This window comes from Rhodopila sp. (assembly GCF_035548095.1).
In the GTDB taxonomy this organism is placed as follows: domain Bacteria; phylum Pseudomonadota; class Alphaproteobacteria; order Acetobacterales; family Acetobacteraceae; genus Rhodopila.
This window is the reverse complement of sequence record NZ_DASZUV010000017.1, coordinates 1-21,046: the sequence shown is the minus strand read 5'-3', so window position 1 is coordinate 21,046 and position 21,046 is coordinate 1. Positions and strand designations below refer to the sequence as shown.

The window sequence follows — 21,046 nt, the reverse complement described above, 5'->3', positions numbered from 1 at the left end:
CCGCTCAGACCGGGTCGAGAACAACCACCGGGATCTCCCGATCGGTCTTCTTCTGGTAGTCGGCATAGGGCGGCCAGAATGTCAGCGCCTGCTGCCACAGTTTCGCCCGCTCCTCCCCCGACGCGGTGCGGGCCTTGACCTTGATCTTTTTCGTGCCGACCTGGACCTCGGCCTCCGGATGGGCCTGCAGGTTGCGGTACCAGCCCGGGTGCTCGGGCGCGCCGCCCTTGGAAGCGATGATCAGGTAGCTGTTGCCGACCTGGCCGTAATACAGCGGGAACATGTATTTCTCGCCCGACTTGCGGCCGGTGGTCGTCAGCATCAGCGATGGCACGACCATCGGACCGTAGCCGGGCGGGTTGGCGCTGTACATGTGCCCGTCCGTGCCGCCGCTGGAGATGTAGCGGTTCGCATGGTCGATCATCCATTGCGGCAGGTTCGGGGCGAGCTTGGCTTCGGCCATGTGAAAAATCTCCTGTTCGGTGGCGCCGGGATCAGCCTAGCACGGACTCCGCCCGCAGTCGTTCAACCTCTGCGGAGCCCAGGCTGAGCCAGGTGGAGAGAACCTCCGCGGTGTGCTGGCCGAGGATGGGCGAGGCTTCGATCTTCGGCATGCTGCCATCGATCCGCACCGGCCAGGCGGGCATGCGCAAGGGCGGGTAGCTCGGGTGCTCCATCGACTGCATGACGCCGCGCCGGACGAATGTCTCGTCGTTCTGAAGCTCCATCGTGTCCAGCACCGCGCCAGCCGGAATGCCGGCGCCGCCGACCAGGGCCATCGCCTCGTGCTTGGTGTGCCGCATCGTCCAATCGCGGATGATCGGATCCAGCTCTGCATCGTTCTTCACCCGCAATGCCGGCGTGGCGAAGCGGGGATCATCGATCAGGTCCTCCCGCCCCATGACCTTGCACAGGCGGCTCCAATGCTCGGGGTTGCCGCGGCTGGTCATGATCCAGACATAGTCGTTCAATCCGCCGGGCGCACAGGGGTACAGCCCGGACGGTCCGTTGCTGCCGCCGCCGGAGCGGGTGCCGTCGCGCTCGACCGGCCTGCCGGTCTTGGCCTGGGTGGAAAAGTTCGTGCGCATGTAGTGCAGCATCGCATCCTGCATCGCGACCTGCAGGTGCGCGCCCTGGCCGGTCTTTTCGCGTTTGCGCAGCGCGGCCAGGATGGTCACCGCCATGGTCATGCCGGTGCCGGTATCGCCCAGGGAGATGCCCGGCTTCACCGGCTGGCGTCCGCGTTCACCGGTAACGCTGATCGTCCCGCCCGTGGCCTGCGCGATCATGTCGAAAGCGAGATTCCTCTCATAGGGGCTGCCTTCGCCGAACCCCTTCACCTGACAGTAGATGATGGACGGGTTGACGGCCTTCACCGCCTGATAGCCCAGGCCCAGCCGGTCGATCGTGCCGGGTGCCATGTTCTCGACGCAGATATCGGCCTGTTTCAGCAGGTCCTTCACCAGATCAAGGCCGCGCGGGGATTTCAGGTTCACCGCCAGTGATTTCTTGTTCGCATTGAACATCTGGAAATAATAGGGGTCGTCGTCCGGTTGCCCCTTGCGCAGACGGCGCCCGGGATCGCCCATGCCGGGATTCTCGATCTTCACGACCTCGGCGCCGAGCCATGCGAGGGCCTCGGTGCAGGATGGTCCGGCCTCGAACTGGGTGAAGTCGACGACGCGCACACCAGACAGAAAGTCGAACGACGCGGTTTGATCCGACATGGCTGTTGCCTCCCATTTTCGTCAGCTTGCCACAAGCGGCCTGCCTGCGCGAATCCCCGCACGAATCCCTGGGTGAATCCAGGGGCGATCTCATGGACGGTTCCGCGCGTGCCCGCGGACCCTCGGACCACGCCGTTAGACCACGCCGTTCTCCGCCAGCATGGCCAGGTCGGCTTTGGAAATCCCCAGTTCCTCACAATAAATATCCGCGTTATGCTCACCCGCCAGCGGGGCTCGGCGGGAAATCCGCCATGGCGTTCCGCTATAGATCGCCGGTTCGCCTGGATAGAGGACGTCGCGGCCCAGCTCCGGATGCGCCACCTCTTTCCAGAAGCCGCGGTCATGCAGATGGGGATCGTCCAGCAGCGTCTCGGGCGGCCGGACCGCGCCCCAGGTGAAGCCGCGCGCCTGCGCGGCGTGATAGACCTCCTCGGCCGGCAGGCTGGCGATGAAGGGCGCCAGTACCTCATCGATGATATGGGAGGTGGCGGCCGCGACGACGGCAGGGTCATCGTATTTCGGGTCCATCAGGTCGGTCTCCATGCCGTACTCGGCCGTCAAGGCCGCCAGCGCCTTGACGTTGCGCGGGTTCAGACCGCCCGAGATCAGGGCGGTGACATAGACGCCGTCCTTCGCCTGGAACTGCGTTCGCGGTGTCGGGCCGGCGGCATGGTGGCGGCCAGTCTGCCGCTTCAGCACCTCTCCGCGATAGACGTAGTTGGCGACGGCGGATTCCGTGGTCAGTGCACAGGCGTCGTGCACCGAGGCATCGATATATTGGCCCTGACCCGAAACGGTCCGGTAGACCAGCGCGGCCATGATGGCCATATAGGCGTAGTGGCATCCCATGTGCCAGGCGTTGCCGCCGCCGGGCGCGATCGGCGGGGCATTCGGGACATCGGCTTCGTCATAGCCGCAGGATGCCATTTCGCCGCCCGCGGCCATATGCAGCAGATCAGCGCCCAGATAGTCGCGCCACGGGCCGGTCTGCCCGAACGGCGTCAGAGAGCACATCACCAGCGCCGGGTGGCCGGCGCTCAGCGCCGCGTAGTCCAGGCCGAGCGACGCCAGATGGCCGGGGCGGAAGGCTTCCAGAATGACATCGGCGCCGGCCGCCAGGCGGCGAAACAAGGCCTGCCCGTCCGGGGTCGCCAGGTTCAGGGTGATGCCGCGCTTGGATGTGTTGTAGTACCAGAACGACAGGCTGCGGTCCGGATGCGGAACGTCGTCGACGAACGGCCCGACATGACGGCAGGGTTCACCGCCGGGCGGCTCGATCTTCACCACGTCGGCACCCAGGTCGCCCAGCAGCTTGCCACAGAACTGCGCCTTCTCATCCGACAGCTCCAGGACGCGCAGCCCGGACAGGGGACCCGGCGCTTCGGTCATCGCAGCATCTCCTCCTGGTACGGGAAACGCGCTCGCCTGGCCGGCCAGAAGGTGCCGTCCTCGAAGCCGGCGCGCAGCTCGTCATGACCGAGGCCCAGCAGCCCCTCGACGATCTCTTGCGTGTGCTGGCCGATCATCGGCGCCGGCGCGTGATTGAAGACGGGTGTCGCCGACATGGTGAACGGGGCGTTCTGAGCCTTGTAGGTGCCCAGCGCGGGATGCTCGATCGGTCGATACAGCCGGCGATGGCGCAGCTGCGGATCGTGCTCCACCCGGTCTTCGGCGCTTTGCACCGGCATGGCACGCACCCCGGCGGCCTGGCAGCGCTCGGTCACCTCATATTTGCCCAGTGTCTGCGTCCAGGCCTCGATATGGCTGTCGAGCTCGTCCTGATGGTGCAGCCGCGCGGCGGCGGTGGCGAAACGATCGGACGCGGCCCAATCGGACGAGCCCATCACCTGGACCAGCGCGCGCCATTCCGCGTCATCGTGGCAGACGATCACGCACCAGTCGTTGTAGCCGCCCGGATGGGTGCGATAGGCATTGTGCGGCGCCACCGTCGGTCCACGTCCGGCATTCGCCATCGGCGTGCCCGGCCAGTATGCCCGGTTGCCCGGCGGAAAGCCCGGCCGGCGCGTGCCGCGGCCATTGACGGTGAAGTCCAGCAGCACCGGGCCGTTCAGCGGCACGGCGGAGATCATCTGCGATTGGTCGATATGCTGGCCCTTGCCGGTGACGTTGCGGTGATACAAGCCGGTGAGCGCGCACATCGCGCCATACATGCCGCCGGTGTCGTCCATGTAGGACCAGCCCCAGCCGGCCGGCGGCTGTCCGGGCAGGCCCGACTGGAAGGTCAATCCAGACGCCGCCTGCGCCACCGGACCGAACGTCGTATAGTGGTGGTTGCGTCCGGTATGGCCGTAGCCCGACATCGAAACGTACACGATATCCGGCTTGATCCGGCACAGTTCCTCATAGCCCAGGCCCCATTTCTGCAGCACGCGGGAACTGAAGTTCTCGATCACGATGTCGGAGATCGCGATCAGCCGCTTGACGATCGCCAGCCCCTTCTCCGACCGGACGTTCAGGCTGAGGCTCTTCTTGTTGACGTTCGTGTCGGCGAAGTTGCCGGAGGTGTTGAGGTTGGTTTCCAGATGCTTCGGCGTGGTGGAGCTGGGCAGCCGGCCGCGCTCATTTTCGGGCCATTCGATCTTGATGATCTCGGCCCCCAGGGCGCCCAGCCAGCGTGTCGCCCACGGGCCGGCGCGCACCCAGCTGAAATCGACGACGCGAATCCCCTGCAGCGCCCTTGGACCGGCCATGGCCGCGTTTCCCCCGTTCTCCTGACGGGGAAATGTTAGGGTGCTACGCGGCGCTGGTCCAATCGCCGCAGGTGTCGACCAGCCGCAGAAGCTGGCTCACCATGGCCGGAGCCGCGCCGGCCAGGTCCGCCGGCCGCCCGTACAGCAGCCAGGTGATGATCATGTGAGTGATGCTGCCCATCAGGATCGTGGCGATCTGGTAGGGATCCAGTTCGCGGCTCCACTCGCCGCGGTCGGCGCCATCCCGCACCAGGGCCACGACGATGCGGCCGAAATCGTCGATCGCGCTGCGGACGCGCGCCTCCTCGATCAGCACGCTCGGCCAGATCTCCAGGTACAGCAGCCGAGCCCAGTCGGGGTTGCGGGCGGCGTATTCGGCGGCCATGCGCAGGAACAGGCGCAGCCGCTCACGCATCGTCGTCAGGGCACGGCCCTCGGCCAGGAACTCGGCGTAGAACTGCGCCAGGCGGCGGATGGGTATCTCGTACGCCAGGTCTTCCTTGCTGGGGTAGTAATCGTAGATCGACGACACCGAGATCCCGGCCTCGGTCGCGATATCCGCCATCTTGGCCTTGGCGATCCCGTCGCGCGCGAACACGCGCGTCGCCGCCTCCAGCAGATCGAGCTGCCGGCGCCGGCTGCGAGACTGCTTCGGGTCGCGCGGCCCCGCCTGACATCCGGCCGCCGCGCGCTCGGCAATCTCCAGCCACCGCTCCCTCGCCAGCGGTCTGGCCTCGTCCAGCATTGTCTGCCCAGGGTCTCCGTTCTGTTGGTGCTGATTCTTATCGGCGATATCATTCCTGGATAGAGCCAGAGAGGACCGCGGGGCAATGCCTGGCAGTGGCGGCGGATGCGCTTGACAGCCGAAAGAGGCCGCTCATAAAAAGCGAATTAAATTCGGAATTGGGCTCGGACGTTCTCCTGGCCCGGCAGAATGGCAGAGTGGGGCCAATGGAAGCGCCGTTCAGCAGAACGCTCGGGGACCTGCTTTTTGAGCAGGCTGCCCGCTATGGTGATGCACCGGCCGCGATCGCCGACGCTGAAAGCTTGTCCTATCGCGGCCTGCTGAACCGCGCGGCGCGCGTCGCCGGCGCGCTGCGGACCAGGGGCGTGCGGCGGGGCGATCGGATCGGCCTGCTGGTCAATAACCGCGCGGAGTGGCTGGAAGCGTTCTTCGGCATCGGCATGGCCGGCGGTGTCGCGGTGGCGTTCAGTACCTGGTCGACGGCGGATGAGCTGGACTGGCTGATCCAGGATTCCGGGATCCGTGCGCTGATCACGCTGGATCGTTTCGGTGACAACGATTTTGTCGCGGCGTTGCAAGGGCCGCTGGCGACCAGGGCAGCGGCGCTGAGCGACATCGCCGTGGTCGGCGATGCGGGCCCGTTCCAGCCCTTCGACACCTTGCGGGACGCCGATCCGCTGCCACGGCAGGCGCCGGGCGAGGTGCCCGCTGCGTGGGACGACGCGATCATCATCTACACGTCGGGGTCCAGCAGCCGGCCGAAATCCGTGCCGTTGTCGCACGGCGCAATCATCGAGAACGGCTTCAACATCGGTGAACGCCAGGGTTACGGGCCGGCCGATCGCGTGCTGCTGGTACCGCCGCTGTTCTGGTCCTATGGCAGCGCGAACGCGATGTCGGCGGCACTGACGCATGGCGCCGCGCTGGTGCTGCAGGGGCGGTTCGAGCCGGGGCAGGCGATCGAGCTGATCGAACGGCACCGCTGCACGGCGCTGTATACGCTGCCGGCGATCACCAGCGCGATCATTTCGCACGCCTCGTTCCGGCCGGATCGTGTCCGCAGCTTGCGCACCGGCCTGACGATCGGCGCGCCGCAGGATGTCATCGCCGCCGCCACCGTGCTGGGCGCGGCCGAGATGTGCAATGTGTACGGTCAGACCGAATCCTACGGCAATTGCTGCGTCACGCCGCATCACTGGCCGCTGGAGCGGCGGTCGGCCTGCCAGGGACCGCCATTGCCCGGCGTGACGGTGCGCATCACCGACGCGACGACCGGCCAGACGGTCCCGGCCGGTGAGGAAGGCATGATCGAGGTGCGCGGCTATCTGATGCGCGGCTATGTCGGCAGCAGCGCGGCGCAGACCGCGGCGGCGATGACGCCGGACGGGTTCTTCCGCACCGGCGACATGGGACGCCTGCTGGCGGACGGTTCATTGCAATTCAGCGGCCGCGTCAGTGAGATGATCAAGAAGAGCGGCATCAACATCTCCCCGGCCGAGGTCGAGGATGTGCTGATGCGCCATCCCGCCGTCGCCATGGCCGGGGTGGTCGGCGTCCCGGATCCGCTGCAGGGCGAATTGCTGGCCGCCTTCGTCGTGCCGAAGCCCGGCGCGGAGGTGCGGCCGGAGGAGCTGGCGGCGCATTGCCGCGGCCTCGCCTCCCGCTACAAGGTGCCCGACGTGATCAGGGTGCGGGACTCGCTGCCGGTGACGGTGACCGGCAAGCTGATGCGCCGTGATCTGAAGCGGATCGCGGCCTCGCTGGGCGCGGGGAACGCATCATGAGCCGGGATGCCTGGAATCGCTGGGGCGAACAGGATGAGCGTGGCGCGCTGAACCATATTGGGAGCGCACAGGTCCAATCGGCGGCCGGGCTGGTGCGGTCCGGCACCGTGCTGACCCTGGCGCAACCATTGTCACCCCGCACGCCGGTGCCGCGGCATCGCGCCGGCATCCAGCATTTCATGGGGCGCGACGGCGGCGACTATGCGGCCGGCGCGCGCAAGCCCGGCGGGTTCCAGTTCGCCGAGGACACGGTGGTGCTGCCGCTGCATATCGGCACCCACATCGATGCGCTGTGCCATGCCTGGTACGACGAGGCGTTGTACAACGGATTTCCCGGCAGCGGCACGCGCAGCACCGGCGGGGCAACGCGTTGCGGGATCGACAAGATGGGGCCGATCGTCGGCCGCGGCGTGCTGCTGGATATCGTCGCGCAGCGCGGCGGCCCGCTGCCGGATGGCACCGTGATCGGCGCAGCGGACCTGGAGCGGGCGGCGAAGGCGGCCGGCGTGACGGTCGGCACGGGCGATATCGTGCTGATCCGCACCGGCTGGGCCGAGGACCAGGCCCGCCGCGATATGGTTTCCTTCGATACCGAACCGGGCCTGGACCTGGAAGCCGGGCTGTGGCTGGCGGAGCGGGAGATCGCCGTACTGGGCGCGGACAATTTCGCGGTGGAGGTAGTGCCCTTCGCGCCCGGCACGGTCTTCCCGGTGCATCAGCGGCTGATACGGGATTTCGGCATCCCGCTGCTGGAGGGGTTGGTGCTGCGCGATCTCGCCGCGGCCGGGCAGGGCGCATTCCTGTTTGCCGCCAGCCCGCTGCCCGTCGTCGGCGGCACCGGCAGTCCGATCAGCCCGATCGCGATCCTGTAGTGTTCCGCTTGAACCATTGCCTGCGCGGCGTGCGGGTGCTGGACCTGTCCAGCTATCTGCCCGGGCCGTTTGCCAGCCAGGTGCTGGCGGATTTCGGTGCGCAGGTGGTGAAGATCGAACCGCCGCAAGGCGACGGCATGCGCCTGCTGGGGCCGCGGGACGCGGACGGCACGCCGGCGTTTCATGCCGCGCTGAATGCCGGCAAGACGATATGCCGCCTGGACCTGAAATCAGACGCCGGGCGAAGGCGCCTGGATGCCTTGCTGGTCGAGGCGGATGTGTTGATCGAGGGATTTCGTCCCGGCGTGATGGGACGGCTTGGCCTGGGATGGAATGACCTGTGCGCGGTGCATCCGCGCCTGATCTACTGCTCGCTCAGCGGCTATGGTCTCGCTGGTCCGGCGGAGCAGCGCGCCGGCCACGATGCCAACTATCTGGCGATGGCCGGCGTGCTGCACCGGAACGGCAGGCCGCCGCGCTTCTTCGATCCACCGATCGCCGACATGACCAGTGGCCTGTACGCCGTCATCGCCATCCTGGGTGCGCTGGAGGCGCGGCGGCGGGATGGCAGGGGCTGCCATATCGACCTGGGGATTGCCGATGTGGCGATGCCGTTGCAATCGTTTCAAATAGCGGCGCTGGGCTGCACCGGATCGCCGCAACCGGAAACGACCTATCTGAATGGTGGCGCGGCGTATTACCGGGTTTACGGCACGAAGGACGGCCGCCACGTGGTGCTGGGCGCGGTGGAGCGGAAATTCTGGCAGGCCTTCTGTCGGGCGGCCCAGCGCCCCGACTGGGTTGCGCGCCACGGCGAGCCGATCCCGCAGACCGAGCTGATGGGCGAGATTGGCCGTTTCTTTGCCGATCTGACCGCGGCCGAGTGCGATGCCCGCTTCGCCGCCGAGGATTGCTGCGTGACCCTGGTGCTGGACCTGGCGGAGGCGGTCGCCACGCCGCACCACCGCGAACGCGGCATCGTCCGTCGCGATGGGCAGGGACACACGCAGGTGCTGTTCCCGGCCAGGGTCGATGGCGAGGCGCCGACACCGCGGCAAGACTTGACGGAAACAGGAGAAGCGCGATGGGCTTGCGAAACCAGCCCGGCATAATCGGTTGCTCGATCAGGCCGGTGATCACGTCCCGGGATCGCTCCTTGGAAGAGGTGATCTACGACACCGGCCAGTTGGCGTTGAAGGACGCCGGGCTCGGTATCGAGGACATCGATGGTATCGTGGTTGCCGCCAACGACCAGTTCGATGGCCGGTCGATTTCCGTCATGATGGCGTCGGGCCCGACCGGCGGCGTGGACCGGGATATCATGTCCACGCCCTCTGCCTCGGAACATGCCTTCATTCTGGGCGCGCTGCGCGTCGCCACCGGACAGTTCCGCACGCAACTGGTCGTGTCGTGGAGCCCGACCGAGGTATCCTCGATGGCGGAGGCCCAGCGGCTGGGTGCCGATCCGTATTTCCATCGCGCGCTGCCGCTGGATGAATTGTCGGCGCATGCGCTGCAGGCTTCGGCGATCGAGCAGGCGCTGCCGGATGCGCGCGTGGCGGCGGAGAACGTCACGAAAAAGAACCGGGACCAAGGGCGGCTTGCCTGGCCGGATGCGCCGGCCCGACCGGCGGCCGGGCCAATGCGCTGGCCGGTGACGCCCGCCATGACCAGTGCCCCCGTCATGGGCGCGGTGGCGATGGTGCTGGCGGCGCCGGACTTCATCGCGGAGCGCGGCTTGCGCGATGTGGCCTGGATCGATGGCATGGGCTGGGCGACCGAACCCAGCTTCCTGGGTGACCGGGACCTGGCGACGGCGCCGGCGCTGGCCGCGGCGGCAGGGCAGGCCTATGCCGCGGCCGGCATCACCGATCCGGTCACGGCGTTCGACCTGGCGGAAATCACCGACGCGACGCCGTATGCCGAGCTGCTGGCCTATGAGGCATTGTCGCTCTGCCCGCGCGACCAATGGGCCGCTCGGTCTGCTGACGGCAGCTTCGCTCGTGGCGGCAAATTGCCGGTGAACCTGTCGGGCGGCGTGCTCACGTGGAATCCGGTATTCTGCACCGGCATGATCCGCATCGCCGAGGTGGCGAACCAGATCCGCGGCAGGGCCGGGCGGCATCAGGTGCCCAATGCAAGGCGCGGCCTGGCGCAGGCCGGCAGCGGCTTCGCCATGCAATATCAATCCGCCATCGTCCTGAGCAAGGCGGCGCGGACCAAGGGCGCACAGGTCGAGGGCGCACAGGTCGAGGGGACACGGCCATGAGTGGCAATCGCGTCGGCATCATCGGCATCGGCCAGTCGGAGTTCCGGTCGCGCCGCGACGATGCCAGCTATCCCGACCTCGTGCGCGAGGGCGTCATCCGCGCGATGGAGGATGCCAAGCTGGATTTCGATGCCATCCAGGCGGTGGTCTATTCGCTGTCGCCGGATGCGATGGTGGGTATCGGCAACGCGGAGCGGCTGGGCGTCGATGCCGTCGGCGGACGGAACAAGCCGTTCCTGCGCATCAACAACGGCGGCGCCACCGGCATCTCCTCGGCGGTGGCGGCCTATTACCATGTCGCGTCGGGCATGTTCGACGTCGTGCTGACCGCCGGTGCCGACAAGATCGGCGAATGCGGCGATTCGCAGACGGTGCTGAACAAGATCTGGGATCCGTCCTATGAGCGGCCATTGCCGCTGGGCACCATCAACATGCTGGCCATGTCGGCCGTCCGTTACATGGACCGCTATGGCATGACCGAGGAGGACATGGCCCGGGTGACGGTGAAGAACCGCCACCACGCCTCGCTGAACCCGAAGGCGCATCTGCGCAAGCCGGTGACGATCGAGGATGTGATGGCCTCGCGCCTGATTTCCTGGCCGATCAAGCTGCTGGACTGCTGTCCGCAATCCTCGGGCGGCGCGGCGCTGGTGCTGGCATCGGAACGGTTCATCAAGGACAATCACCTGGACGCGGTCTGGATCACCGGCGTCGGCCATTCGGCCGAAACCTATTGGATGGGCGACCGGATGGGCAACAATCCGACCGCCGAACACGCGGACGCCTATGCGCTGGGCCGGTCGTTCGAGAAATCCTATCGCATGGCCGGTATCACCGACCCGATGCGGCAAGTGCAGGTCGCGGAGCTGTATGCGCCGTTCAGCAACACCGAGTACCACTCGATCGACGCGGCGCGGCTGTCGCCGAAGCCGGTGGAGACGATTCAACGCATGCGGGACGGCGAGTACCAGATCGGCGGCCGCATCCCGATCAATCCCTCGGGCGGCACGCTGTGCACCAACGCCATCGCCGTCACCGCGATGGCGCGCGTGGCCGAGGTGGCGTTGCAGGTCTGGGGGCGCGCGGGCGACCACCAGGTGAAGGGTGCCAGGCTGGGTGTCGCCAGTGGCAACGGCGGCGACCATCAGATCTTCGGAACGATGGTGATCGAGGCATAGGAGCGGACGATGGAACTTCTGGAACGCCAGGAAACCTGGAGCATCACCTACAACCACGCGCTGGGCGAAACCGCGAGCTGGTTCTATGCCAAGATCCGCGACGAGGGGGCCATCTACGGCAAGCGCTGCGCCAAGAGCGGCCGCGTGCTCGTGCCACCACGGTCGTTTTCGGATGAAACCTTGCAGCCGACGACCGACTGGGTGAAGGTCGGCCCCGGTGGCCGGATCGAGGCCTTCACCATCGTCTATGAGAAATTCAACAACCTGCCGGACCCGCCCTATGCCTTCGGCTATGTCCTGCTGGACGGGGCGGATACCGCGCTGGGCGGCTATTTCAAGGGCGTCGACCTGGCCGACCCCGCGGCCGCGGCGGCCAGGCTGAAGGTCGGCACACGCGTGGTGGCGACATTCGCCCCGCAGCGTAAGGGCGAGATGCTGGATTTCTGGTACGAACTGGCCTGATCGCCGGCGGACGGGCGTGCCGCGGCACGCCCGCCTTCATGACGATGCCCGCCTTCGTGATTATGCCCGCCTTCGTGATTATGCCGGTACCAGCGGGCAGCCGAACTGGGCCGGCGGCGGAAATGCCTCGGGGGACGGGGTGACGCCGATCTGCTTGAACAGGTCGTACTTGTCGCTTGCCGGCGGCTGCTTCACCTGCCAGAGATACATCGTGTGCGGCACGGCCCCGTTGGGCATGATACGGATGTTCTTGTTGTAGAAGTCGTTCAGCGGCATGTCCCGCATCTTCGCGGCCACCGCGTCCGCGTCCAGCGTGCTGGCGGCCTTCACCGCCTTCAGCCAATGCAGCACGCCGGCATAGCATCCCGCGTTGTACTCGTTGGGCGGCCCATCCATCTTCGCCAGATAGCGTTTGGTCCAGGCCCGTGTTTCAGGCGACAGGTTCCAATAAAAGGAATTGGTCAGGACCAGCCCGTCGCAGACATCGCCGCCCAGCGAAACCACGTCATTGATGATCATCAGCAGGGTGGCGAAACGCTGGCCGCCCCTGGTGATACCGAACTCCGCGCCCTGCTTGATGCAGTTCTGCAGGTCGGTGCCGGCATTGGCCAGACCGATGACCTTTGCGCCCGATGATTTCGCCTGCAACAGATAGCTGGAAAAATCCGCGGTGCCCAGCGGCGCACGCACGCTGCCCAGGACCTTGCCGCCGGCTGCCTTGACGAAATCCTCGGTCGAGGCCTGCAGCGACGTGCCGAACTCGTAGTCGGCGGTGATGAAGAACCACGTATCGCCGCCGGCCTTGGACAATGCACCGCCGACGCCCTTTGCCAGGGCATAGGTGTTGGCCGCGAACTGGAAGCCGTAGGGGGAGCATTGCTTGCCGATCAGCGCGGTGGCGGTCGGGGTGCTCATGACGAAGATGCGCTTCTTCTCCCGCGCGATCTGCTGGATCGCCAGCGCCGCCGAGGATGCCGCCCCGTCGGCCAGCAGGTCGATCCCCTTATCGTCGACCCATTCACGTGCCAGGCCCGCCGCGACATCGGCCTTGTTCTGATTGTCGGCCTGCAGCACCTCGATCGGACGATCCAGGACGGAGCCGCCGAAATCGGCCACCGCCATCTCCGTCGTGACCCGGCTGCCAGGTCCGCCGACATGGCGGTATGGCCCGGCGACGTCGCTCAGCAGCCCGATCCGCACCGGCGCGGACGAGGTCTGCGCCCGTATCAGCGCCGGGCGCGCCAGGGGTGCGGCCGCAAGCGCGCCAAGCGCCGCGCGGCGTGTCAGTCTTGTCATGGTTTCCCCCGTTTCTTGTTGGAATCAGGCCGCCAGCACGGGCTCCGTACCGACGATGGTCGTGCGGTGCATCACCCGGCGCTCCCGCGGATCATGCGGGGTGACCTGATGCATCGTGCAACGATTATCCCACATCACGACATCATCCGGCGACCAGCGATGGCGATAGACGAAGCGGGGTTCGGCAGCGATCTCGGTCAATTGGGCGATCAGCGTCTTCGCTTCCTCGGCCGACAGGCCCTCGACCTCATCGTTGTAGATCGGGCTGATATACAGCGATGTCCGGCCGGTGACCGGATGCTTGCGCACCATCGGTTGCCAGACGGGCGGCATCGCGGCCTCTTCCTCCGGCGTCAGTGGCCGCAGGGACGCCAGCTTGTGCAGATGGCCGAAATTGTGCCGAGCCCTGCGGCCGTGGATCTGTTGCTTCAGCGAGTCGGGCAGCGCGTCATAGACGGCGTACATGTTGGTGAATTGCGTTTCGCCGCCGGTCCGGCTGGTCTCGACGCCGTGCAGCAGGGCGCCGGTACAGGGCACCTCGCGATAGCTGCTGTCGGTGTGCCAGAACTGCGCCAGCGAGACCTGCTTCACCGTCGGATGGTCCGGCGGCATCAGGTTGCCGTCGTCGTCGACGTTGGATACGCGGAATATCTCCGGCACGCGGCGCGATTTGATGATGTTCTGGTGGAAGATCTCAGGATCACCGAAATGGCGCGTGAAGGCCACGTGCTCGGCATCGCTGACGTGCTGTTCGGGGAATACCAGCACCAGGTGCCGCATCCAGATCTCATGCAGCGCGTCGAACGTCGCCTGGTCCAGCGGCCGGCGCATGTCGATGCCGCGGACCTCGGCGCCCAGCGCCGGGTGCAATGGACGAACCTCAAGCCGCTCCGTGACAGATGTTGCCATGATCGTTTCTCCGTGATTGGGCGTTCAGGCCGTGTGCCGCGTGAATGCCGGATGTTGTGTGGATGTGAAGCGCATCGCCATCGCAAGGCCAAGGATGCCACCGCCCTGGATGATCAGGATCCCGGATGATCAGGTCCTGGATGATCAGGATCAATGCCCGCTCATTGTCGCTGTTGCACAAGAAGCGTTCCGATACCGGCGGCGGCGCGATCGTCGGGGTTCGGGATGCCCCGCTGCCGACGCTTGCGAGCGCCGCGGTGGCCTTTCCGCGATTGGGCAGCGGCCCGACTTGGTCATCCGGCATCTTGCAGACGCTCCCGGCTTCACGCTTTCCCTGCTTGGGTGGAGCATTGAACGGAGTCCCGAACCCTGTCAAGATAACTCGAAAAATATTCGGATATTGTCGACCGCCCCGGAGCGGGATGACCGGCGCAGGAGGACGAACGCACATGCTGGGGCTCAATCTGGACTGCAAGCTGCTGCTATCGACGGTGATCGATCATGCAGCCGCGAATTACGGCGACACCGAAGTGGTGTCGTGCGGCCGGGCCGAGACCGTGCGCACGAACTATCGTGCCACGGCGGCGCGGGCGCGCCGCCTGGCTTCCGCGCTGTCGCATCTCGGGCTCGGGCCGGGCGGGTTCGTGGGATCGCTGGCCTGGAACACCCATCGCCATTTCGAACTGTTCTACGGCGTGAGCGGCTGCGGCGGCGTGCTGCACACCGCCAACCCCCGCCTGCCGCCGGAACAGGTCCTGTACGCCGTCAATTTTACCGGCTACAGGACCTTGTTCATCGATCTCGACACGGTGGCGCTGGCGGAACAACTGGCGCCGGGGCTGGAGACGGTCAGCCAGTTCGTGGTGATGGCGCAACGGGATGCCATGCCGGACACGGCGCTGCCAAACGTGCTGTGCTACGAGGATCTGATCGACAGCGGCGATCCTGGCTATGAATGGGCGGACCTCGATGAGCGGACCGCGTGCTCCTTGTGTTTCACGTCCGGCACGACCGGGAAGCCGAAGGGCGTGCTGTATTCCCACCGCGGGAACGTGCTGTCGGCGCTGTCCTCGGGTGGCGGCAATGCCTGGGCCGTGTCGGCGGATGACGCGATCCTGGGCATTCCGGGGTTCTTTCATTGCAATGGCTGGGCGGTCCCGTTCCTGGCGCCGATGTACGGCGCCAAGCTCGTGCTGCCAGGCCGGCGCGCGGACGATGAATGGCTGCATCGCCTGATCGTCGATGAAGGCATCACCGTTACCGCGGCGGTGCCGACCATCTTCCTGGGCCTGCTGGACCATTGCCGGCGGACGGGACAATCCCTGGGACGGCTGCAACGCGTCTTCTCCGGCGGCACGGCGCCACCAGCCGAGATGATCGATGCCTATCTGACGGAGTTCGGCATTCGGTTCTCCCATGGCTGGGGCATGACCGAAACGACGCATGGATCGACGGTCTCCTTCGCGGGGCGGGACCTGCCGCGCGATGCCGCGGTGGCCGCCATGCGGACCCAGGGCAAGCCGCTATATGGCAACCAGATCCGCATCGTCGATGACGAGGACAACGCGCTGCCCCATGACGGTAGGACCAGCGGCCACCTGCAATGCCGCGGCCACTGGATCGCCGGCGCCTATTTCCGGCAGCCGGAGGTGGACCTGCAGACGCCGGATGGTTGGATGCGCACCGGCGATATCGCGACGATCGATGCCGACAACACTCTGCATATCATCGACCGTGCCAAGGACGTGATCAAGTCCGGCGGCGAATGGATCAGTTCCCAGGCGCTGGAGGAAGCGGCAACGCGGCATCCAGCCATTCGGGAAGCGGCCGTGGTGGCGATGGCGCATCCGCGCTGGCAGGAGCGGCCGTTCCTGATCGCGGTGACGCCGGATGGCGCGCCGGTGCCGCATGCGGAGTTGCGGGACCTGCTGCTGCGGCATGTGCCGAAATGGTGGCTTCCGGACTGTATCGCCTTCGTCGCGGACCTGCCGCATGGACCGACGGGGAAGTTGCAAAAGGAGGCGATCCGCCGACAGGTGGCGCAGGGGGTGATCGTTCCGGTATCATTCGCTCAGGGGGCGGTCGCTCCGATAGCCCCATAGTCGGCGTCCGCAGCCTGGCGCATAGCGCCTGAAACAAGGCGCGGCCGTCGATCCCCGCCGCCTGCTCCCACGCCTTCACCGCGTCGATCATGTCATAGACGGCGCGCAGCAGGGCGACGGCGGCGGGATAGCCGGACGGGTCGGTGTCGGCTGTCCGCGCCGTCCAGTGATCGATCCGCTGATGCGCGAAGGCGGCGAATCCGTCCGGTCCGGCGCAGCAGCGGACGCGATCCGGGCGGGAGGTGTAGCGGTTGGTCTTTTCGATCCAGGTCGCCGTATCCTGATGGGACAGGTGATGGATGCAGACCCCGTCCTCGGGCCACACGGTCATCCTGCGCTCGGAATGGCATTGCACGCCGGCATGAACGGTGCGGCCGAAGCCGACCGCGCCGCGCCGGAACAGGCGCACATGGTGCTCCGGCCAGTAATACGCCCCCTCGTCGTGCATCCCCAGAATGTAGTGCCGCAGCGGGAACGCATAGATGTCGGCGCGCGGCCGTTGGATCTCCGATCGGATCCAGTGGGCCGCTTCCGGGTTCAGGCACTCATCGTCATCCAGGAACAGCACCCAGTCGTGCCGGCACAGCGACAGGGCGAATGTCCGCGTATCCTCCACCGTCGGCGTCCAGGGGACCGAGACCAGCTGATGCGCATACCGGGAGGCGATCGCCGGCGATGAATCGGTCGAGGACTTGTCGACGACGATCAGCTCATCCGCGAAGGACAGGGCACGCAGGCAGGTCTCCAGCACCTCGGCTCTATTGTAGGATATGACAAAGGCACTGAGTTTGGGATCGGACATCGCACCCGTATCATCGTTCCGGAGCGGCGGACGATAGGGGCGGATGGTAAAGGCTTGGTTAACGGCGGCGGGCGGATGGCATACATCCGCCCGCCGCCCGGCGCGTCAGCCTTCGGTGAAGCCGATGATCTGCTTCGCCACCTCGGCCGGCTTGTCGAGTTCGGCCAGATGCCCCGCACCCTCGATCACCCTGACGTCGGTCGGGCCGGCGATGCCCTTGGCGAAGGTCTCGGCATAGGCGCGCGGCATGATCGCATCCTTCTCCCCCCATAGCAGCAGGGTCGGGGCCTTGATCAGGCGCAGCCGCTTTTCGATCCTGGTGTTGCCCAGGGGCCAGAAGATACGGGCCGCGGCCTCATTCGCGCGTACCTGTTCGATCGGCCATTCGATCGAGTTGGCGCCGTCCGGCATGGTCTTCATCGCCTTCCAGATGTCCGGGTCAGCGCACATCAGGCCGGGTACGTTGTCGGCGCGTTGCGCCCAGGGATCGGTCGGCGGGTTCTTCTCATCGAACAGGCCGAACGGGGCGATCAGCACGAGGCGGCGGACCGAATCCGGCCACAGGGCGGCGGCCTCGGCGGCGAGCGACGCGCCGACGGAGCTGCCGGCCAGATCGGCGCCGGCCAGGCCCGCCTTGTCCAGGATTTCACGCACCGCCAGCAGCCAGTCCAGGTGATTGTCCAACACGCTGTGGCCGCGGTCGCCGCCGGGGAAGCCGGGCAGGGAGGGCACGATCACGGTGCGGGATTTCGCCAGCTCATCCAGGAACGGCATCCAGCGGGGCAAGCCGCCGAAGCCGGCGAGATAGCCGAGGCGCGGGCCGGAGCCCTTCTTCCATACGCGGGTGCTGAAGCCGTTGATGTCGATTGTCTGGACGTCCGGTGTCTGGACGTCCGGTGCCTGGATGTCTGGCGTCTGGGTGTCTGGTTCGGGCACGATGTCTTACTCCGCCGCGAGCGTGGGCATGAAGGCAGGGATCCGAGCACGCTGGGGACGCGCCATCGCCTTCGGCCACCAATGATCGGTCCAGCCGGCATGCACGTCCCGCAGCTTCGGGATCACCTGATCGGCGAACAGCCTGGTATTGTACTTGGTCAGCTCCTTGCTCATGTTGCCGTATTGCAGCAGCAGCATCAGGTGGCCGACGTTCAGTTGCGTGGCGACCTCACGCAGTTGCTCCGCCACCTCGTCGGGCGAACCGATGATGACGTAGCCCTTGTCGACGATCGCTTCCATGTCGCGGGCGACGGAGGCAAACCGCTCGCCGGTGGATTTGCCGCGCACGGCGGCGTCGGCGGCCTGCTTGACCTGGCTTTCGATGCCGGCGCGCTGGCTGCCTTCGCTGGTGTAGCCGGGCGGGGTGGCCCATTTCGGATCGACGTGCAGGCAGCGGCCATAGAAGTACTCAGCGGCCTCGGCATACAGGTCGAAGGCGTGCTGGCGGGATTCGCCGACGCCGATGAACTGCAGGAAGCCGGCCTGGTACGGATTGCGGTCCTTGCCCAACCGGTCCATTTCGGCCCAGAACCCGTCCATCGTCGCGCGGCCGGCCTTGTAGCCGTAATAGGACAGGTAGCAGTAGACGTAGTTCATCTCGGCGCACCAGCGCCACGTCTCCACCGATCCGCCGCCGGGCACCCAGACCGGCGGGTGCGGGTCCTGCACCGGGCGCGGCCAGATATTCACATAGCGCTGCTGGTTGAAGCGGCCATTGAAGGCGAATGTATCCTTCTCGGTCCAGGCGCGCATCACCAGGTCGTGCGCCTCCATGTAGCGCTGGCGCAGCTGGCTGGGGTTCGTTCCGTAGGCGTAGCATGTATCCATCGGCGTGCCGACCGGGAAGCCGGCGATCAGGCGGCCGCCGGAAATGCAGTCGATCATGGCGAATTCTTCCGCCACGCGGGTCGGCGGATTATACAGCGCCAGCGAATTGCCCATCACGCAGATCGCCGTATCGCTGGTGCGGCGGGCGAGGGAGGAGGCGATCAGGTTCGGCGACGGCATGAGGCCATAGCCGTTGGAGTGGTGCTCATTGACGCAGACGGCGTCGAAGCCGCAATCGGCGGCGTATTCCAGCTCGTCCATGAAGTCGTTGTACATCAGGTGCGCGCGCTTCGGGTCGAACAGCGACGAGTGGATATCAACCCAGACCGACGGATTGGCTTCCCGGAAATTCTCCGGCAGCTCCGTATATGGCATCAGATGGAACCACATCAGCTTCATACATATCCCTCCCACGACATTCGCGAAGATCGCGCGCACATCCGGCGCCCGGCGGCCCCTGGCCGCGGGCGGTCCCGCGCACTCTACCGGTGAGTATTGCTGCGACATGGTTGGTATGTCAAACTGTCGGACAATAGGGTCGGGCCGGGTATCGCGGGCCGCCGATAACAAGGAAACGGCTGGATGAATGGTGGCGGCTTGACCGCGCGAGCGGGAGACGCGGCGGGTTCTCTCGCCGAGGCGCGGGCCCTGATCCCGCTGTTGCGCGGCTCCGCCGCACGGATCGATGCGGATTGTGCATTGCCGCCGGAGGTGCTGGCCGCGATGCACGCGGCTCGGCTGTTCAAGCTGCTGCTGCCACGCAGCGTGGGCGGGCTGGAACTGCAGCCGGTGGACTACATCCAATGCGTGGAGGCGATCGCCCAAGGCGACGCCTCGGCGGCATGGTGCATGAACCAGGGATCCGGCTGCTCGATGGCCGCCGCGTATCTGGCCCCTGATATCGCGAGGGAAGTGTTCGGCGGCGCCGGCGACGTGCTCGCCTGGGGGCAGGGGCCAGGCGCCAAGGCGGTACGGGTCGCCGGCGGATGGCGCGTCACGGGCGCCTGGACCTTTGCCAGCGGCTCCCGCCACGCCACCTGGCTTGGCGCCAACTGCCCTGGGTTCGAGGCGGATGGCACGCCGATCCGCCATCCCGATGGCCGGCCATGGGAACGCACGCATCTGTTTCCGAGGCACCAGGCAGTGATCCGGGACGATTGGCAGGTGATGGGCCTGCGCGGCACCGGCAGCGATACCTATGTCATCGAGGATCTGTTCATCGATGACGCGCATAGCATTACGCGTGAGAGTCCGCGGGAGCGGCGGGAGCCGGGTGCGCTGTACCGGTTCCAGTCGATGCAGCTTTATGCGGCCGGGTTTGCCAGCGTGGGGCTGGGCGTGGCGCGGGCGATGCTGGATGCCTTCATCGAGCTGGCGAAGACGAAAAGCCAAGCCTGGCATACCGAGAGACTGCGCGACAACCACGCCGTCCAGCATCTCATCGGCTATTCCGATGCCTCCTGGCGCGCCGCTCGGGCTGGCCTGCACCAGGCGATGCGCGAGGCATGGGACGATGTCGCCGCGACCGGCGTGCTGTCGCTGGAGCAGAGGCTGCGTATCCGGGAGGCATCGACCTACGCCATCCATGCGTCGCGCGACCTGTGCCATCATGTCTTTCATGAGGCCGGATCGACGGCGATCTTCGACAGGCAGCCCTTCGAGCGTTTGTTGCGGGATATCAACAGCGTCTCCCAGCAGACCCAGGGACGCCGCGCGCATTTCGAAACGATCGGCACGTGGCTGCTGGGGGGCGAGCCGGACCGGCGCTGGCTGTAGCCTCGGCGGCTACGGCGCGGCGGGCTGGTCCCTGGAGCGCAGCCGGACAGGGGGCGGGGCGCGCCGGGATTCGTCTTGCGCGGGTTGCCGAGCCTGGCCTGAGGTCATTGGCGTTCGGCTGCCGGGTGCCGATCGGCGGATCGGAGACGATCCCCGGCCGCGGCGGCGATGCGGCCCAGGGGCGCTGATCGGTCCTGTTCGGACGCGTTGCATGAGGACGAAAACGGGGTCGGTGGCGACCCATGCTTGGGGCGCATGGCTACCCCGAGCCGTGGCGATTTTGGCATGAGGGGGGTTGTGGTCCTGTTTTTTCAGTAGGTTGCGGCGATGGTGAAAAACTTTGGGAGGCGTGTTTAATCGCGTTGACACATCCGGCGGGGGCGCATAAAAGCCGCCTCCCACGACGGACCCCCTGGTTCGGACGGACGGGACGGGAAGACCTCCCGGTGTTCTTTGACAGTAGCATATGGAATGGAAGGGATACGTTGGCGGCGCCCTTAGCCTGACGCGGGAGCGTTTTGGGGTTGGCTTGGCCTGGTATTGGGGATTTTGTGGGCTGGTGAGAGCTGGTTCGGAAGCTTTGATATCT

17 protein-coding genes and 1 pseudogene are annotated in these 21,046 nt (G+C 66.5%); 8 read left to right on the top strand and 10 right to left on the bottom strand.

Annotated features, from left to right (window positions below; genetic code table 11):
- Positions 1-4 precede the first annotated feature (4 nt).
- The 5 genes from VHC04_RS13505 to VHC04_RS13485 form a co-directional block, all read right to left on the bottom strand.
- Positions 5-463, bottom strand: a complete 459-nt coding sequence (locus VHC04_RS13505; protein ID WP_325682046.1) for a nitroreductase family deazaflavin-dependent oxidoreductase — start codon at positions 461-463, stop codon at positions 5-7.
- Positions 464-494: 31 nt separating this feature from the next.
- Complete coding sequence (locus VHC04_RS13500) at positions 495-1,727, bottom strand: CaiB/BaiF CoA transferase family protein (RefSeq protein WP_325682044.1); 1,233 nt, start codon at positions 1,725-1,727, stop codon at positions 495-497.
- Positions 1,728-1,862: 135 nt separating this feature from the next.
- Positions 1,863-3,116, bottom strand: a complete 1,254-nt coding sequence (locus VHC04_RS13495; protein ID WP_325682042.1) for a CaiB/BaiF CoA transferase family protein — start codon at positions 3,114-3,116, stop codon at positions 1,863-1,865.
- Positions 3,113-4,438: a CaiB/BaiF CoA transferase family protein gene (locus VHC04_RS13490; RefSeq protein WP_325682040.1), complete on the bottom strand. Its 1,326-nt coding sequence runs from the start codon at positions 4,436-4,438 to the stop codon at positions 3,113-3,115. Before VHC04_RS13490 ends, VHC04_RS13495 begins: the two co-directional genes overlap by 4 nt.
- A gap of 43 nt (positions 4,439-4,481) precedes the next feature.
- The gene (locus VHC04_RS13485; protein ID WP_325682038.1) at positions 4,482-5,183 is read right to left on the bottom strand and encodes a TetR/AcrR family transcriptional regulator; all 702 of its coding nucleotides are present in this window, start codon (positions 5,181-5,183) and stop codon (positions 4,482-4,484) included.
- 206 nt (positions 5,184-5,389) lie between these two features.
- Between VHC04_RS13485 and VHC04_RS13480 the strand changes: the two genes are divergently transcribed.
- From VHC04_RS13480 to VHC04_RS13455, 6 genes are read left to right on the top strand one after another with little or no spacing between them, the layout of a single operon-like run.
- Positions 5,390-6,967 (top strand): class I adenylate-forming enzyme family protein, encoded by a 1,578-nt coding sequence (locus tag VHC04_RS13480; RefSeq protein WP_325682036.1) that lies wholly within the window; start codon positions 5,390-5,392, stop codon positions 6,965-6,967.
- On the top strand, positions 6,964-7,839 hold the full coding sequence (locus tag VHC04_RS13475; RefSeq protein ID WP_325682034.1) for a cyclase family protein: 876 nt from the start codon (positions 6,964-6,966) through the stop codon (positions 7,837-7,839). The genes VHC04_RS13480 and VHC04_RS13475 overlap by 4 nt, the downstream gene beginning before the upstream one ends.
- On the top strand, positions 7,839-8,951 hold the full coding sequence (locus tag VHC04_RS13470; protein WP_325682032.1) for a CaiB/BaiF CoA transferase family protein: 1,113 nt from the start codon (positions 7,839-7,841) through the stop codon (positions 8,949-8,951). Before VHC04_RS13475 ends, VHC04_RS13470 begins: the two co-directional genes overlap by 1 nt.
- 53 nt (positions 8,952-9,004) lie before the next feature.
- A complete protein-coding gene (locus tag VHC04_RS13465) occupies positions 9,005-10,108 on the top strand; it encodes a thiolase C-terminal domain-containing protein (protein ID WP_408903814.1) in 1,104 nt (367 codons plus the stop codon).
- A complete protein-coding gene (locus tag VHC04_RS13460; RefSeq protein WP_325682028.1) occupies positions 10,105-11,286 on the top strand; it encodes a thiolase family protein in 1,182 nt (393 codons plus the stop codon). The genes VHC04_RS13465 and VHC04_RS13460 overlap by 4 nt, the downstream gene beginning before the upstream one ends.
- 9 nt (positions 11,287-11,295) lie before the next feature.
- Entirely contained in the window at positions 11,296-11,748 is a 453-nt protein-coding gene (locus tag VHC04_RS13455) for a Zn-ribbon domain-containing OB-fold protein (protein ID WP_325682026.1), read from the top strand.
- A 78-nt stretch (positions 11,749-11,826) separates the two neighbouring features.
- Here VHC04_RS13455 and VHC04_RS13450 read toward each other — a convergent pair whose 3' ends face one another.
- Positions 11,827-13,044: an ABC transporter substrate-binding protein gene (locus tag VHC04_RS13450; RefSeq protein WP_325682024.1), complete on the bottom strand. Its 1,218-nt coding sequence runs from the start codon at positions 13,042-13,044 to the stop codon at positions 11,827-11,829.
- A 24-nt stretch (positions 13,045-13,068) separates the two neighbouring features.
- Positions 13,069-13,953: a TauD/TfdA dioxygenase family protein gene (locus VHC04_RS13445; protein WP_325682022.1), complete on the bottom strand. Its 885-nt coding sequence runs from the start codon at positions 13,951-13,953 to the stop codon at positions 13,069-13,071.
- Positions 13,954-14,402: 449 nt separating this feature from the next.
- Between VHC04_RS13445 and VHC04_RS13440 the strand changes: the two genes are divergently transcribed.
- Complete coding sequence (locus VHC04_RS13440; RefSeq protein WP_325682020.1) at positions 14,403-16,055, top strand: AMP-binding protein; 1,653 nt, start codon at positions 14,403-14,405, stop codon at positions 16,053-16,055.
- Between the two features lie 457 nt (positions 16,056-16,512).
- On the opposite strand, the pseudogene VHC04_RS23065 reads toward VHC04_RS13440, so the two are convergent.
- The 3 genes and pseudogenes from VHC04_RS23065 to VHC04_RS13430 all read right to left on the bottom strand — a co-directional run.
- Positions 16,513-16,857 (bottom strand): annotated as a pseudogene (locus VHC04_RS23065) (glycosyltransferase); the annotation flags it as partial.
- Positions 16,858-16,962: 105 nt separating this feature from the next.
- A complete protein-coding gene (locus VHC04_RS13435; protein WP_325682018.1) occupies positions 16,963-17,793 on the bottom strand; it encodes an alpha/beta fold hydrolase in 831 nt (276 codons plus the stop codon).
- A 6-nt stretch (positions 17,794-17,799) separates the two neighbouring features.
- The gene (locus VHC04_RS13430; protein ID WP_325682016.1) at positions 17,800-19,080 is read right to left on the bottom strand and encodes an LLM class flavin-dependent oxidoreductase; all 1,281 of its coding nucleotides are present in this window, start codon (positions 19,078-19,080) and stop codon (positions 17,800-17,802) included.
- 183 nt (positions 19,081-19,263) lie between these two features.
- Between VHC04_RS13430 and VHC04_RS13425 the strand changes: the two genes are divergently transcribed.
- Positions 19,264-20,457: an acyl-CoA dehydrogenase family protein gene (locus VHC04_RS13425; protein WP_325682014.1), complete on the top strand. Its 1,194-nt coding sequence runs from the start codon at positions 19,264-19,266 to the stop codon at positions 20,455-20,457.
- Positions 20,458-21,046: the final 589 nt, after the last annotated feature.

Bases quoted from the DNA above. Each gene is read 5' to 3' on its own strand.
- VHC04_RS13460 (WP_325682028.1), top strand. From the start codon at position 10,105: ATGAGTGGCAATCGCGTCGGCATCATCGGCATCGGCCAGTCGGAGTTC.
- VHC04_RS13430 (WP_325682016.1), bottom strand. From the start codon at position 19,080: ATGAAGCTGATGTGGTTCCATCTGATGCCATATACGGAGCTGCCGGAG.
- VHC04_RS13455 (WP_325682026.1), top strand. From the start codon at position 11,296: ATGGAACTTCTGGAACGCCAGGAAACCTGGAGCATCACCTACAACCAC.
- VHC04_RS13480 (WP_325682036.1), top strand. From the start codon at position 5,390: ATGGAAGCGCCGTTCAGCAGAACGCTCGGGGACCTGCTTTTTGAGCAG.
- VHC04_RS13500 (WP_325682044.1), bottom strand. From the start codon at position 1,727: ATGTCGGATCAAACCGCGTCGTTCGACTTTCTGTCTGGTGTGCGCGTC.
- VHC04_RS13440 (WP_325682020.1), top strand. From the start codon at position 14,403: ATGCTGGGGCTCAATCTGGACTGCAAGCTGCTGCTATCGACGGTGATC.
- VHC04_RS13490 (WP_325682040.1), bottom strand. From the start codon at position 4,438: ATGGCCGGTCCAAGGGCGCTGCAGGGGATTCGCGTCGTCGATTTCAGC.
- VHC04_RS13425 (WP_325682014.1), top strand. From the start codon at position 19,264: ATGAATGGTGGCGGCTTGACCGCGCGAGCGGGAGACGCGGCGGGTTCT.
- VHC04_RS13450 (WP_325682024.1), bottom strand. From the start codon at position 13,044: ATGACAAGACTGACACGCCGCGCGGCGCTTGGCGCGCTTGCGGCCGCA.
- VHC04_RS13505 (WP_325682046.1), bottom strand. From the start codon at position 463: ATGGCCGAAGCCAAGCTCGCCCCGAACCTGCCGCAATGGATGATCGAC.
- VHC04_RS13445 (WP_325682022.1), bottom strand. From the start codon at position 13,953: ATGGCAACATCTGTCACGGAGCGGCTTGAGGTTCGTCCATTGCACCCG.
- VHC04_RS13485 (WP_325682038.1), bottom strand. From the start codon at position 5,183: ATGCTGGACGAGGCCAGACCGCTGGCGAGGGAGCGGTGGCTGGAGATT.
- VHC04_RS13475 (WP_325682034.1), top strand. From the start codon at position 6,964: ATGAGCCGGGATGCCTGGAATCGCTGGGGCGAACAGGATGAGCGTGGC.
- VHC04_RS13495 (WP_325682042.1), bottom strand. From the start codon at position 3,116: ATGACCGAAGCGCCGGGTCCCCTGTCCGGGCTGCGCGTCCTGGAGCTG.